This window comes from Streptomyces sp. NPDC051018, from assembly GCF_044456085.1.
In the GTDB taxonomy this organism is placed as follows: Bacteria; Actinomycetota; Actinomycetes; order Streptomycetales; family Streptomycetaceae; genus Streptomyces.
Genome location: NZ_JBITFN010000001.1, coordinates 842992 through 856395, shown reverse-complemented (window position 1 = coordinate 856395; position 13404 = coordinate 842992). Strand labels below are relative to the sequence as shown.

At 70.5% G+C, this 13404-nt stretch carries 14 protein-coding genes; 4 read left to right on the top strand and 10 right to left on the bottom strand.

Going from position 1 to position 13404, the window contains the following annotated elements:
- Positions 1-67: 67 nt before the first annotated feature.
- Positions 68-1141 carry a hypothetical protein gene (locus tag ACIBCM_RS03480; RefSeq protein ID WP_399239631.1) on the top strand — a complete coding sequence of 358 codons (1074 nt, stop codon included), beginning with the start codon at positions 68-70 and terminating at the stop codon, positions 1139-1141.
- Between the two features lie 249 nt (positions 1142-1390).
- Here the strand turns inward: ACIBCM_RS03480 and ACIBCM_RS03475 are convergent, their stop codons facing one another.
- The 8 genes from ACIBCM_RS03475 to ACIBCM_RS03440 all read right to left on the bottom strand — a co-directional run bounded on the left by ACIBCM_RS03475 (position 1391) and on the right by ACIBCM_RS03440 (position 8084).
- Positions 1391-1729 (bottom strand): metal-sulfur cluster assembly factor, encoded by a 339-nt coding sequence (locus tag ACIBCM_RS03475; protein WP_399239629.1) that lies wholly within the window; start codon positions 1727-1729, stop codon positions 1391-1393.
- Positions 1726-2190 carry a Fe-S cluster assembly sulfur transfer protein SufU gene (gene sufU, locus ACIBCM_RS03470; RefSeq protein WP_399239627.1) on the bottom strand — a complete coding sequence of 155 codons (465 nt, stop codon included), beginning with the start codon at positions 2188-2190 and terminating at the stop codon, positions 1726-1728. The genes ACIBCM_RS03475 and sufU overlap by 4 nt, the downstream gene beginning before the upstream one ends.
- A 13-nt stretch (positions 2191-2203) precedes the next feature.
- On the bottom strand, positions 2204-3460 hold the full coding sequence (locus tag ACIBCM_RS03465; RefSeq protein ID WP_399239625.1) for a cysteine desulfurase: 1257 nt from the start codon (positions 3458-3460) through the stop codon (positions 2204-2206).
- Positions 3457-4221, bottom strand: coding sequence for a Fe-S cluster assembly ATPase SufC (gene sufC / locus ACIBCM_RS03460; RefSeq protein WP_399239623.1), 765 nt, complete (start codon positions 4219-4221; stop codon positions 3457-3459). Before sufC ends, ACIBCM_RS03465 begins: the two co-directional genes overlap by 4 nt.
- 7 nt (positions 4222-4228) lie before the next feature.
- Entirely contained in the window at positions 4229-4546 is a 318-nt protein-coding gene (locus tag ACIBCM_RS03455; protein ID WP_389268501.1) for a non-heme iron oxygenase ferredoxin subunit, read from the bottom strand.
- Positions 4543-5724: a Fe-S cluster assembly protein SufD gene (sufD, locus tag ACIBCM_RS03450; RefSeq protein ID WP_399239621.1), complete on the bottom strand. Its 1182-nt coding sequence runs from the start codon at positions 5722-5724 to the stop codon at positions 4543-4545. The genes ACIBCM_RS03455 and sufD overlap by 4 nt, the downstream gene beginning before the upstream one ends.
- A gap of 96 nt (positions 5725-5820) precedes the next feature.
- Positions 5821-7242 (bottom strand): Fe-S cluster assembly protein SufB, encoded by a 1422-nt coding sequence (sufB, locus tag ACIBCM_RS03445; RefSeq protein ID WP_399239619.1) that lies wholly within the window; start codon positions 7240-7242, stop codon positions 5821-5823.
- Entirely contained in the window at positions 7239-8084 is an 846-nt protein-coding gene (locus ACIBCM_RS03440) for a helix-turn-helix transcriptional regulator (RefSeq protein ID WP_399239617.1), read from the bottom strand. Before ACIBCM_RS03440 ends, sufB begins: the two co-directional genes overlap by 4 nt.
- 781 nt (positions 8085-8865) lie before the next feature.
- Between ACIBCM_RS03440 and ACIBCM_RS03435 the strand changes: the two genes are divergently transcribed.
- The 3 genes from ACIBCM_RS03435 to ACIBCM_RS03425 all read left to right on the top strand — a co-directional run bounded on the left by ACIBCM_RS03435 (position 8866) and on the right by ACIBCM_RS03425 (position 11667).
- Complete coding sequence (locus ACIBCM_RS03435) at positions 8866-9792, top strand: ABC transporter ATP-binding protein (protein WP_399239615.1); 927 nt, start codon at positions 8866-8868, stop codon at positions 9790-9792.
- Positions 9789-10556, top strand: a complete 768-nt coding sequence (locus ACIBCM_RS03430) for an ABC transporter permease (protein ID WP_399239612.1) — start codon at positions 9789-9791, stop codon at positions 10554-10556. Before ACIBCM_RS03435 ends, ACIBCM_RS03430 begins: the two co-directional genes overlap by 4 nt.
- 121 nt (positions 10557-10677) lie before the next feature.
- Positions 10678-11667, top strand: coding sequence for a heme A synthase (locus tag ACIBCM_RS03425; RefSeq protein ID WP_399239847.1), 990 nt, complete (start codon positions 10678-10680; stop codon positions 11665-11667).
- 82 nt (positions 11668-11749) lie between these two features.
- Here the strand turns inward: ACIBCM_RS03425 and ACIBCM_RS03420 are convergent, their stop codons facing one another.
- Together ACIBCM_RS03420 and ACIBCM_RS03415 are read right to left on the bottom strand one after the other, a co-directional pair.
- Positions 11750-12940: an amidohydrolase family protein gene (locus tag ACIBCM_RS03420; RefSeq protein WP_399239610.1), complete on the bottom strand. Its 1191-nt coding sequence runs from the start codon at positions 12938-12940 to the stop codon at positions 11750-11752.
- Between the two features lie 75 nt (positions 12941-13015).
- Positions 13016-13336 (bottom strand): hypothetical protein, encoded by a 321-nt coding sequence (locus tag ACIBCM_RS03415; protein ID WP_399239608.1) that lies wholly within the window; start codon positions 13334-13336, stop codon positions 13016-13018.
- Positions 13337-13404 lie beyond the last annotated feature (68 nt).

Genomic DNA, 13404 nt, shown 5'->3' with positions numbered 1-13404 from the left:
GCCACGTGGCCACCGGTGGCCCGCACCCCGTCCGCGGCCGGTACCTCATCAACGGGAGACAACCTCAGTGGCATACGGAAACATGCCTCCGGGCTGGGGCGGCTGGGCGCCTCCGCCTCCGCTCAAGCCCGGAGTGATACCCCTGCGTCCGCTCGATCTCGGCCAGCTGCTCGGCGGGGCCTTCGGCACGATCGGCCGTTACGGGAAGCCCCTGTTCGGCATCGTCACGGCCGTGTATCTGGTGGCGACCGCCGTTCTCTTCGCCGTGGCTGTGGTCCTGTACCAGCTGGTCGAGGAGAGCGCCGACGCGCTGTTCGCCCTGGAGGGACGGGATCCGGTCTGGGACGACTTCCGGCCCCTGGTGATCGTGCTGGCCGTCTTCGCCGCCGTCGCGGCGGTCGTCATGCTGGTCACGACCGCTCTGGTCTCCGCCGTGTGCCAGTCGGTGCTCCAGGACGCCGTGCTCGGCAGACGGACCACTGCCGGCACCGTCTGGGGGCGGGCCTGGGCACGGCTCCCCGCGGTGACCGGCACGGTGGTGCTGACCGGGCTGCTGTATGTGATCCCGATCGGGCTGTTCCTGACCGCCTATGTGTCCCTGCTGGTCACGATCACCACCGACGGCGCGGGGGCGGTCGTTCTGCTGCCGGTGGCCCTGATCGCCGGGCTCATCGCGTTTCCGCTGTGCACCTGGCTGTGGATCCGGTTCAGCCTCTCCCCCGCGGTCGCCGTCTTCGAGCGCCAGGGCGCCATCGCGTCGATGCGGCGCTCCGCGAAGCTGGTGAGCGGCAGCTGGTGGCGGGTGCTGGGCACCACTCTGCTCGCGGGTGTCATCGCGGGTGCGGCGAGTTACGCGATCCAGATACCGCTCGGCTTCATCACGATGGTGCCGGGTGTGGTGGACACCTCCGGGCTGGGGTCCGAGCCCACGTTCTCGGAGGTCGTGTCCGCGCTGAGCGGTCTGCTGGTCGTCCTGGTGCTGGCCCAGCTGATCAGCCAGATCCTGATCACGGTGCTGCCGCAGCTGGTCGTCGGGGTGCTCTATATCGACCAGCGCATCCGCCGGGAGAATCTGGCCCCCGCCCTCATGGCGGCCGCGAGCGGCCCCGACCCGGCCCACCCGGCCCCATCGGGCCCCTGACGCCCGACGACGGCCCGGCCACCCGGCACCGGACCCCGGTGTGCCGGGGCACAAGCGAAGGCCGTGCCCGCCGGATCACCGGCGCGCACGGCCTCGACGTACGACACCGGAGTGCTCAGCCGGAACGCGGCCCGAAGGGGGCCACGCACCCGCACCGCGCCCCGGGCACCCGGGCGGCTCAGAGCACCCGGCGGCCCCACGGGTTCCGGCCGCCCCAAGGGTTCCGGGTACCACAGCGGTCCGGGCGTCTCAGACGTTGAACCCCAGCGCCCTCAGCTGCTCGCGCCCATCGTCCGTGATCTTGTCCGGTCCCCACGGCGGCATCCAGACCCAGTTGATCTTCAGCTCGTTGACCAGGCCCTCCGTCGCCGACTGGGCCTGGTCCTCGATCACATCCGTCAGCGGACACGCCGCCGACGTCAGGGTCATGTCCAGCGTGGCCACATTCGAGTCGTCGATGTGGATGCCGTAGATCAGACCGAGGTTGACGACGTCGATACCCAGCTCGGGGTCGACCACGTCGTACAGCGCCTCGCGGACCTCTTCCTCGGAGGCCGGCTTCAGCGCGGCCCCTGCGTTCTCCGTCATACCGTCTTCCTCTCGGGGCCTTCGCCCAGCGCCTGGGCGGTCGCGTCCTTCCACGCCATCCAGCTCAGGAGTGCGCACTTCACCCGGGCCGGGTACTTGGAGACACCGGCGAACGCGATCGCGTCCTCCAGCACCTCCTCCATCGCGTCGTCCGGCTCGATCCTGCCCTTGGACTGCATCAGCTCCAGGAACGTGGCCTGGATCTTCTGCGCCTCGGCCAGTTCCCTGCCGACCAGCAGCTCGTTCATCACGGAGGCGCTGGCCTGGCTGATGGAGCAGCCCTGGCCCTCGTACGACACGTCCTCGATGCGCGAACCGTCGTACTTCACCCGCAGTGTGATCTCGTCACCGCACGTCGGGTTGACGTGGTGCACCTCGGCGTCGCCGTCCCGAAGCCCCCGGCCGTGCGGGTGCTTGTAATGGTCGAGGATGACGTCCTGGTACATCGAATCAAGCTTCACAAGGGCTCCGCTTCTACCCGAAGAAGTTACGGACGTGCTCCAGCCCGTCGATCAGCGCGTCGACCTCTCCGGGCGTGGAGTACAGATAGAACGACGCCCGCGTGGTCGCAGGAATTCCGTACCGCAGACAGACCGGCCGGGCGCAGTGGTGGCCGACCCGGACCGCGATGCCCTGTTCGTCCAGCACCTGACCGACATCGTGGGGGTGGATGTCCCCCAGCGTGAAGGAGATCGCGGCACCCCGGTCCTCGGCCGTGACCGGGCCGATGATCCGCAGATCGGGAACCTCCAGCAGACGCTTGACCGCGTACTCGGTGATCGCGTGCTCATGGGCGGCGATCTTCTCCATGCCGATGGAGCTCAGATAGTCCACCGCCGCGCCGAGGCCGACCGCCTGGGCGATCGGGGGCGTACCCGCCTCGAACTTGTGCGGCGCGGGCGCGTAGGTCGAGGAGTGCATCGAGACGGTTTCGATCATCTCGCCGCCGCCGAGGAACGGAGGCAGGTCCTCCAGCAGCTCCTGCCGGCCCCACAGCACCCCGATCCCGGTCGGACCGCACATCTTGTGGCCGGTGAAGGCCACGAAGTCCGCCTGGAGCGCCTGCACGTCCAGCGGGGCGTGCGGGGCGGCCTGGGAGGCGTCGATCAGAACCAGCGCCCCGACCTCCTGGGCGCGGCGCACGATGGCCTCGACCGGGTTGATCGTGCCCAGGATGTTGGAGACCAGCACAAAGGAGACGATCTTCGTCTTCTCGGTGATGATCTCCTCGATGTTGGAGAGGTCGAGATGACCGTCGTCGGTCAGTCCGAACCACTTCAGACGCGCGCCCGTGCGCTGCGCCAGCAGCTGCCACGGCACGATGTTGGAGTGGTGCTCCATCTCCGTGATGACGATCTCGGTGTCACGGTCGACCCGGTAGGGCTCATCGGCCCAGCCGAGCATATTGGCGACCAGGTTCAGCGACTCGGAGGCGTTCTTGGTGAAGATCACCTCGTCGCGGCTGGGCGCGTTGATGAACGCGGCGACCTTGTCACGGGCGCCCTCGTACAGTGCCGTGGCCTCGTCGGCGAGGACGTGGATGCCCCGGTGGACGTTGGCGTGGTGCCGCTCGTAGTAGTCGTTGACCGCGTCGAGCACCTGGCGCGGCTTCTGGGAGCTGGCGGCACTGTCCAGATAGACGAGCTTCTTGTCCCCGTGGATCACCCGGTCGAGGATCGGGAAGTCCTTGCGGATCGCCTCGGTGTCGAGGAGGCCGGGCAGTTGGGTCATGCTGATACGCCACCCTTCACATAGGCCTCATAGCCCTCGGCCTCCAGCTTGTCGGCCAGCTCGGGACCGCCGGACTCGGCGACCCGGCCGCCCACGAAGACATGGACGTAGTCGGGCTTGATGTAACGGAGAATGCGCGTGTAGTGCGTGATCAGCAGGGTGCCGACCTCACCGGTCTCACGGACGCGGTTGACGCCCTCGGAGACGACCCGCAGCGCGTCGACGTCGAGGCCGGAGTCGGTCTCGTCGAGGATGGCGATCCTCGGCTTGAGGAGCTCCAGCTGAAGGATCTCGTGGCGCTTCTTCTCACCGCCGGAGAACCCCTCGTTGACATTGCGCTCGGCGAAGGCGGGGTCCATGCTGAGGCGCTCCATGGTCTCCTTGACCTCCTTCACCCAGGTGCGCAGCTTGGGCGCCTCGCCGCGGATCGCGGTGGCGGAGGTGCGCAGGAAGTTGGAGACGGAGACACCGGGGACCTCGACCGGGTACTGCATGGCGAGGAAGACACCGGCGCGGGCGCGCTCGTCGACGGACATCTCCAGGACGTCCTCGCCGTCGAGGGTGACGGTGCCGCTGGTGATCGTGTACTTGGGGTGCCCGGCCAGCGAGTAGGCGAGGGTGGACTTGCCGGAGCCGTTGGGGCCCATGATGGCGTGGGTCTCGCCCTGCTTCACGGTCAGGTCGACACCCTTGAGGATCTCCCGGGAGCCGTTGTCGGCTTCGACGGAGACGTGCAGGTCGCGGATTTCAAGCGTTGCCATGGGTAGCTCAGGACTCCTGGGTGAGGGAGACGAGCACATCGTCCCCTTCGATCTTTACGGGGTATACGGGGACGGGGCGCGTCGCGGGCAGTCCGGACGGCTTGCCGGTGCGGAGGTCGAAGCTGGAGCCGTGCAGCCAGCACTCGATCTGGCAGTCCTCCACCTCGCCCTCGGAGAGCGAGACGTTCGCGTGCGAGCAGATGTCGTGGATCGCGAAGACCTCGCCCTCGGTACGGACGACCGAGACCGGCGTGCCGTCGAGCTCCACCCGCCGGGGGGTGTCGTCCTCCAGCTCGCTCAGCGCACAGGCGCGGACGAAACTCATGCGACCGCCGCCTCCAGCTCTTCCTCGATCTTGGCGATCAGGCGCTCCTCGACGTCCGGGAGACCGATCTGCTGGACCAGCTCGGCGAAGAAGCCGCGCACGACGAGCCGGCGGGCCTCCTGCTCCGGGATACCCCGGGCCATCAGATAGAAGAGCTGTTCGTCGTCGAAGCGGCCGGTGGCGGAGGCGTGGCCGGCGCCGACGATCTCACCGGTCTCGATCTCCAGGTTCGGCACGGAGTCGACCCGGGCGCCGTCGGTGAGGACGAGGTTCCGGTTCATCTCATAGGTGTCGGTGCCCTCGGCGGCGGCGCGGATCAGCACATCGCCGATCCAGACCGCGTGCGCGTCCTCGCCCTGGAGCGCGCCCTTGTAGACGGCGTTGGACTTGTTGTGGGGCGCGTTGTGGTCGACGAGCAGACGGTGCTCCTGGTGCTGGCCCCGGTCCGTGAAGTAGAGGCCGAACAGCTCGGCCTCGCCGCCGGTCGCCGCGTAGGAGACACGGGGGTGCAGCCGTACGAGATCGCCGCCGAAGGTGACGACGACGGACTTGAAGGAGGCGTCCCGGCCGACCAGCGCGTTGTGCTGGGCGACGTGGACGGCCTTGTCGTCCCAGTCCTGGACGGAGACCACGGTCAGCCTGGCGCCGTCGCCGAGGACGAATTCGACATTGGCGGCGAGCACGGCGTCACCGGTGTGGTCGATGACCACGACGGCCTCTGCGAACGCGCCCAGCTCGACGAGCTGGTGGCCGTAGGCGACCCCGCCCTCGCCGTGCACGGCGATACGGATCGGCTCGGTGAGGACGGCCTCCTTGGGCACGGTGACGACCGACGCCTGCTCGAAGGAGGAGTACGCCTGCGCGGCGACGCGGTCCACGGGGACGCCTGCCCGGCCGAGCCGGGTGTCGTCACGGCCGACGGTCTCGACGGTGACGCCCTCGGGGGCGTCGACGGCGACCTTGACGCCGCCGCTCGCGACCGCGGTGCCGTCGTGGAGACCGGCGAGCCGCTGGAGCGGGGTGAAGCGCCACTCCTCCTCGCGGCCGTGGGGCACCGGGAAGTCCGCCACGTCGTACGACGGGGGCGCACTCATACGAGTGGCGACGGTCGACTCGGCGGCCACCGCGATCGCGCCGGCGGTGGTGGAGCCCGCCGGAATGTTCTGAGCCTCAGCCATGGCTGTCGTCGTGCTCTCTCTCTGCCTCTGGTTCACAAAAGTCGGTCGCTGCCGGGGCGGGCACCCGTCGTGCCCGCCCCGGTGGAAGGCCGGCCGTCAGCCGACCGAGCCCTCCATCTGCAGCTCGATCAGCCGGTTGAGCTCCAGGGCGTACTCCATCGGCAGTTCCTTGGCGATCGGCTCGACGAAGCCGCGCACGATCATCGCCATGGCCTCGAACTCGGTCATACCGCGGCTCATCAGGTAGAACAGCTGGTCCTCGGAGACCTTGGAGACGGTCGCCTCATGGCCCATGGAGACATCGTCCTCGCGGACGTCGACATAGGGGTAGGTGTCCGAGCGGGAGACCGTGTCGACCAGCAGCGCGTCGCAGAGCACATTGGACTTCGCGCCCGGCGCGCCCTCGCCGATCTCGATCAGACCGCGGTAGGAGGTCCGGCCGCCGCCCCGCGCCACCGACTTGGAGACGATGTTCGAGGAGGTGTTGGGGGCCATGTGGACCATCTTGGCGCCCGCGTCCTGGTGCTGGCCCTCGCCCGCGAAGGCGATCGACAGGGTCTCGCCCTTGGCGTGCTCGCCCATCAGGTAGACGGCCGGGTACTTCATGGTGACCTTGGAGCCGATGTTGCCGTCGACCCACTCCATGGTCGCGCCCTCATAGGCCACCGCGCGCTTGGTGACCAGGTTGTAGACGTTGTTCGACCAGTTCTGGATCGTCGTGTAGCGGCAGCGGCCGCCCTTCTTGACGATGATCTCGACGACGGCGCTGTGCAGGGAGTCCGAGGAGTAGATCGGGGCGGTGCAGCCCTCGACGTAGTGGACGTAGGCGTCCTCGTCGACGATGATCAGCGTCCGCTCGAACTGGCCCATGTTCTCCGTGTTGATACGGAAGTACGCCTGGAGCGGGATGTCGACATGGACGCCCTTGGGCACATAGATGAACGATCCGCCGGACCACACCGCGGTGTTCAGCGAGGCGAACTTGTTGTCGCCGACCGGGATGACCGTGCCGAAGTACTCCTGGAACAGCTCCGGGTGCTCCTTGAGCGCGGTGTCGGTGTCCAGGAAGATGACGCCCTGCTCCTCCAGGTCCTCACGGATCTGGTGGTAGACGACCTCGGACTCGTACTGCGCGGCGACACCGGCGACGAGGCGCTGCTTCTCCGCCTCCGGGATGCCGAGCTTGTCGTAGGTGTTCTTGATGTCCTCGGGCAGGTCCTCCCAGGAGGCCGCCTGCTTCTCCGTGGAGCGCACGAAGTACTTGATGTTGTCGAAGTCGATGCCGGAGAGGTCGGAGCCCCAGCTCGGCATGGGCTTCCTGTCGAACAGCCGCAGGCCCTTCAGCCGCAGCTTCAGCATCCAGTCCGGCTCGTTCTTCTTCGCCGAGATGTCGCGGACGACATCCTCGGAGAGTCCGCGCTTGGCCGCGGCGCCTGCCGCGTCGGAGTCGGCCCAGCCGAATTCGTACGTACCCAGCCCCTCCAGTTCGGGGTGGGCGGTCTCCGTGGGGAGAGTCATGCGGGGTTCCTCCCGGCCGTGCTCGCTGATGCTGTCGGTGTGGTGGTCTGTGTGGTGCCGTGCGCCGGCGGTGCCGGCGCCGGGCCGCGCGCGGGCCCGTCGTGCCGGGCCGTGGCGCCCGGAGTGCTGTCGTTTCGGGGGATGAACGTCGTGCACACCCCGTCGCCGTGGGCGATGGTGGCCAGACGCTGTACATGGGTCCCGAGCAGACGGGAGAAGACCTCGGTCTCCGCCTCGCACAGCTGGGGATACTGCTCGGCGACATGAGCGACCGGGCAGTGGTGCTGACAGAGCTGCTCACCCCGCTGGGGGGCGGGGGCGCTCCGCGCGGTAGCAGCGTACCCGTCGGCGCTGAGGGCCTTGGCCAGCGCCTCCGTGCGCTCCTCGGGAGCGGCCGCGTCGACGGCCCTGCGGTAGGGCTCGGCCTGGGTCTCCATACGGTCGCGGGCGAAGGCGGCCACGGCCGCGTCCCCCGCCGCACCGCCGCCCGCGGTGCGCTCGATCCAGCGGAGCGCGTCGGCGGCGAGCGTGTCGTACGACTGGTCGAAAGCGTCCCGGCCGCAGTCGGTCAGGGCGAACACCTTGGCGGGCCTGCCGCGGGTGCGTGCCCCGTAGACCCGCTTCTCACGGGCCTCGACGACCCGGTCGGAGACGAGCGTGTCCAGATGGCGGCGGACCGCCGCCTGGGTGAGGCCGAGACGGGCCGCGAGGTCGGCCACGGTGGACGGGCCGTGGTCCAGGATGGAGCGCGCGACCCGGTCGCGCGTCGAGTGGTCCCACTTCTGCTCGAACCGCGTCCCGGCCGCGAGTTCCTCCTGGGGAGCCTCGCCGACGTTTTTCACAACGCCATTGTTGCGTAATTCCTCCGGGCGTGACAACTGCCGTCCGATGCGCCATCCGGTGCGCTTCATCACTTAGGGTTACCTAAGAACGGGGTCCGTCCGAGGGTGACCGCACAGGCCCTGACCTGGCTTTCCGCCGGGTTCAGCCGCGGAGACCGGGGCGCTCGGCGACCCTGGCCGAATTGACCGGAGGTTTGCCGTATCTCGCCGGAAACCGCAGGTCGGGCCGGCCCTCACCGGTGGCCTCGGTGTGAAGGCGCGGTCGTGGGCCGCCCGGGTGCCCGCCTCCAGGGTGAGATCCGGATCGGGCACGGCCTGACGCCCCGGGGCCGTCACACCGAAGACCCGGTCACCGGGCCCCTTGGAGTCCGGCTCGGCGAACCCCGGCCGGCAGTCCGCCGGCGTGTCGCCCCCGTGTGAACCGTGTGAGCGCGAAGGCACCGGCCGGCATCACCGGCAGGGAGGCGGGCCCGGACGCCGGGGCGGCCTCAGGGCCCGGCGGGGCCGGTAACCCGTGGGCCGGGGCGGCTCCGACGACGGGTGAGAACGCCAGGACCGCGGTGGTGAGGGCGGCGCGTGCGGGCCGCCGTCCGGACGGACGTCCGGCCACGGACTCTCCAGGCTTGGGGGGTGTCGGAGGGACTCCGGCACCGTGAACGAGACGACACGGGCCGGGGAAGAACGCCTCAGGCGTCAGTTCCGGCCGTTCTCGCACCCGGTGTCACGGGGGTCACAGGGCCCGCGCCCCGGGGCCCGGCGGGGCCCGCCTAGACTTCCCGGCATGCTTAGCGAGTCCGCCGTCCGGATCCAGGGCCTGGTCAAGCGGTACGGATCCAGGACGGCCGTGGACGGCCTCGACCTCCGGGTACCCCAGGGCCTGGTCACCGCCGTGCTCGGCCCCAATGGAGCGGGCAAGACCACCACCATCGAGATCTGCGAGGGGTACCGCCGTGCCGACGCGGGCACCGTACGCGTTCTCGGGCTCGATCCCGTCGCCGACGCCTCCCGGCTGCGCCCCCGCGTCGGGGTGATGCTCCAGTCCGGCGGAATCCACTCCGGCGCCCGCGCCGACGAGATGCTGCGCCATACCGCCAGGCTGCACGCCCATCCGCTGGACGTGGACGCGCTGATCGAGCGCCTGGGCCTGGGCGGCTGCGGCCGTACGCCCTACCGGCGGCTCTCCGGCGGCCAGCAGCAGCGGCTCGCGCTCGCGCTGGCGGTCGTGGGCCGCCCCGAACTGGTCTTCCTGGACGAGCCCACCGCGGGCCTCGACCCCCAGGCCCGCCGCTCCACCTGGGAGCTGGTCCGCGAACTGCGCGCGGACGGAGTCTCGACCGTCCTGACCACCCACTTCATGGACGAGGCCGAGGAACTCGCGGACGATGTCGCGATCCTCGACGCCGGCCGGATCATCGCCCAGGGCAGCCCCGAGCAGCTCTGCCGCGGCGGCGCGGAGAACACCCTCCGCTTCCTCGGACGGCCCGGACTCGACGTCGGCTCGCTCCTCAAGGCGCTGCCCGACGGTACGGAGGCGGCCGAGCTGACCCCGGGGACGTACCGGATATCGGGCGAGGTCGGCCCCCAGCTGCTGGCGACGGTGACCTCCTGGTGCGCACAGCACGGAGTGATGCCGGACGGTATCTCGGTCGAACGCCACACCCTTGAGGACGTCTTCCTGGAGCTGACCGGCAAGGAGCTGCGCGGATGAGTGCCGGAACCTACGCGCCCCGGCCGGGCGCCGCCCCCCTGGGCCGCATGATCGCCGCGCAGACCGCGTTCGAGACGAGGATGCTGCTGCGCAACGGCGAACAGCTGCTGCTGACCGTCGTCATCCCCTCGCTCCTCCTCGTCCTGTTCTCGGCCGTCGACATCATCGACACCGGTCCGGGCGAGGCCGTCGACTTCCTGGCCCCGGGGGTGCTCGCGCTGGCCGTGATGTCCACCGCGTTCACCGGGCAGGCGATCGCCACGGGCTTCGAGCGGCGGTACGGGGTGCTCAAGCGGCTCGGCGCCTCACCGCTCCCCCGCTGGGCTCTGATGTCCGCCAAGTCGCTCTCCGTCCTGGTCACCGAGATCCTCCAGGTGGCCTTGCTGACCGCCATCGCGTTCGCGCTGGGCTGGTCGCCGCAGGGTGACCCGTTCTCCGTCCTGCTGCTGCTCGTCCTCGGGACCGCGGCCTTCAGCGGGCTCGGACTGCTGATGGCCGGAACGCTTCGCGCCGAGGCGACGCTCGCCGCCGCCAATCTGGTGTTTCTGCTGCTGCTGGTCGGCGGCGGGGTGATCGTGCCCCTGGACCGCTTCCCCGACGGCGTCGGGCAAGCGCTCGCCCTGCTGCCGATCTCCGCGCTCTCGGAGGGGCTGCGCGACGTGCTCCAGCACGGGTCCTCGCTGCCGTGGGGCGAGCTGGGCATCCTCGCCGTCTGGGCGGTCCTGGGGCTGGGCGCGGCGGCCCGCTTCTTCCGCTGGGAGTGAGCGGGGTCTTCCGCCGGGAGTGCGCCGGGCGGTGCGGCTCGGCACCTCAGCGCCGGACCCGCGCTCGTACGGGACCGCGATCCCGAAGGAGCGCCCGATGTCACACCCCCCTCGTGAAATCATGCACAAGGCCCGGCCTACGATTGTGCCCGTGCAAACTCCGCTCGCCCTTATCGCCCAGCGCTGGACGCCCGCCCCGGGAACTCTCCGGCGCGCCGCCCTCTCGGCCGTCGTGATGACCGTGATCATCATCGTCACGGGAGGCGCGGTCCGGCTGACCGGCTCCGGCCTCGGCTGCGACACCTGGCCCAAGTGCACGGACGACAGCCTCTTCGCCACCCCCGAGCAAGGGCTCCACGGGGCGATCGAGTTCGGCAACCGGATGCTGACGTACGTCCTGTCGGCGGCCGTCGGCTGGACCATCATCGCCGCGCGCTCCACCAAGCCGCTGCGGCGCTCGCTGACCCGGCTCGGCTGGGCCCAGTTCTGGATCGTGGCGAGCAACGCGGTCCTCGGCGGGATCACCGTATGGGCGGGGCTCAACCCGTGGACCGTGGCGGGGCACTTCCTCGCCGCCAACGCGCTGCTCACCGTCGCCGTGCTCACCTGGCACCGGGCGGGCGAGGGCGACGGCGCCCCGCGCCCCCGGGTACCGCGTCCGGTCCGCAGGCTCTCCTGGGCGATCGTGATCGTCGCCGGTCTGGTCATCACGCTGGGCACGGCGGTGACCGGATCCGGCAAGCACGCGGGCGACAGCAGCGATGTTCCGCGGATGCCGTGGGACTGGGTCGCCGCGGCCCAGATCCACGCGATCTCCGCGTGGGTGGTCTGTGCGCTGGGGGTCGCGATGTGGTTCGTCCTGCGGGTGGTGGACGCCCCGGACGACACCCGGGCCCGCGCCCGGGATCTGCTGGTCGTCCTGCTGCTCCAGGGCGGCATCGGGTATCTCCAGTACTTCACCGGGGTCCCGGAGATCCTGGTCGGCGCCCATATGCTCGGTTCCGCGCTGATGTGGATCGCCGTGGTCCGGCTGGCCCTGAGCATGCGCGAGCGCCCGGCGGCCGCACCGGAACTCCCGGATCGCGCCGACCCCGCGCTGACCCGGGTCTGAAAGAGCGATCTCCCTCCGGGCCCGGAGGGGACGAGGTTCCGGATACCCGAGGTGCCGGGTACCGCACCCGGCGGCCCCTCTCTCAGCCGTGGCCCGGGCTCCCGGAGACCGCGAACGGAGTACCTCCCGGCCGGAACGGTGTACCTGCCGGCCAGGCGGGCCCCCGCCGTCCGTTCCCCGCCGTCCCGGACACCGGGAGGCCGTAGACCCGGCAGGCGTTGCCCGCCGCGATCATCCTCGCGACCCGCTCCGCGTCCGTACGGGACCAGGCGCCGTCGCGGACCCAGCCGCCCAGCACCCGCGCCAGAGCCTCACGGAAAACCTGGGCACCCACCACATGCAGCTCGGGCAGCCCGTGGGCGCCGCTGGAGAACAGCAGCTTGCCGAAGGGCACGAGTTCCAGGATCTCGGCGAGCACGGCCGCGGCCCGGGCACCCGTATGCGCGAGGGCGGGGCCGGAATCGGCGTACACATGCGGGAAGACGCTCGCCAGATGGGCGGCCTGCCGGTGGTACGGATACCCGTGCAGCAGCACCAGATCGGTGCCGAGCCCCGCGGTGGCCCCGGCGAAGTCCGCGAGCAGCATCGGATCGCCGCCACCGGTATGGAGCTGGAGGGGCCGTCCGGAGGCCACCGCGACCCACAGCAGATGGCGGACGAGGACCGGGTCGGCGAGCGCACCGCCGACCGGCCGCCCGGCGAGCCAGCGTCCGGCGGCCCGCCTGACCTCCCCGGGGCCCGGCGGCCCGGGAGCGAGGGCGACACCCCGGCGTACCGCGGCGACGGAGGTGAAGGCCACGGCGGAGGCGGCGGCTCCGTGGACGGACTCGGCCAGATTGGCCAGAAAGCCCTCCACGGTCCCGGAGGTGTCGGCGACCTGTTCGGCGAGGAGTTCGAGACGGACGATCTCATACGCCTCCGCGTCGGCCGAGGCGGCGAGTTCGGACGGTCCGGTGAGATCCCCGGGCAGCCCGGTGTCCATGAGATAGGTGGAGATCCCGCTGCCCCGCAGCAGCCGTCTGCCCGCCTCCAGCACCCCCAGCTCACGCCGCCGGGCCAGATAGCGGGCGGGCGGGCAGTGCGGTTCCAGACCGAGCAGCGGCGGACACCAGCGGCGTACGGCGAAACCGGTCTGGGTGTCGAAGAACGTCGTACCGGGCGCGGGCGGCCCGTCCGCGCGCCCGAGCCGGGCCTCGAAGGTGCCGAGCCCCAGCTCCGTACGGAGCACTCCGTGGCAGTACTGGTCCACGAGGGGGGACGGGGTGTCGATCATCCGGGCTCCCGGTCGTGGACTCGTGTGCTTCCACAGTCCTAACGGGTGACACCCCGGTGAGGTTGCCCCGCCCGCTCAGCCGTTGGACGGGCCCCCGAGCTGGATGCCCGCCATACGGCTCCACTCGTACGGCCCGGTGCGCACCTTGGCGGCGAGGTCGCCGTCGAAGGACTCGTGGAGGGCGAGTCCGGCCTTCTCGGCCGCGGCGGCGGCGATCTCGTGGGTGGGGGCGACGAGATCGCCCCAGGCGCCGTCGTCGCCTACGAGCACGATCCGGGTGCCCATCTGCCCGAGGTACGCGAGCTGCCCCTCGGCCCCTCCGTGGGCCTTGGAGAAGGCGGTGATCTCCCGGGTGAGCCGGGCGGTCGTACGGGCGGTGCGCTTGGTGTCTGCCATGGTCACGATGGTACGTACGGGTACTCGGCGCCGGCCATGGCGGACGATCGTGGCGTCGGCCACTGGCG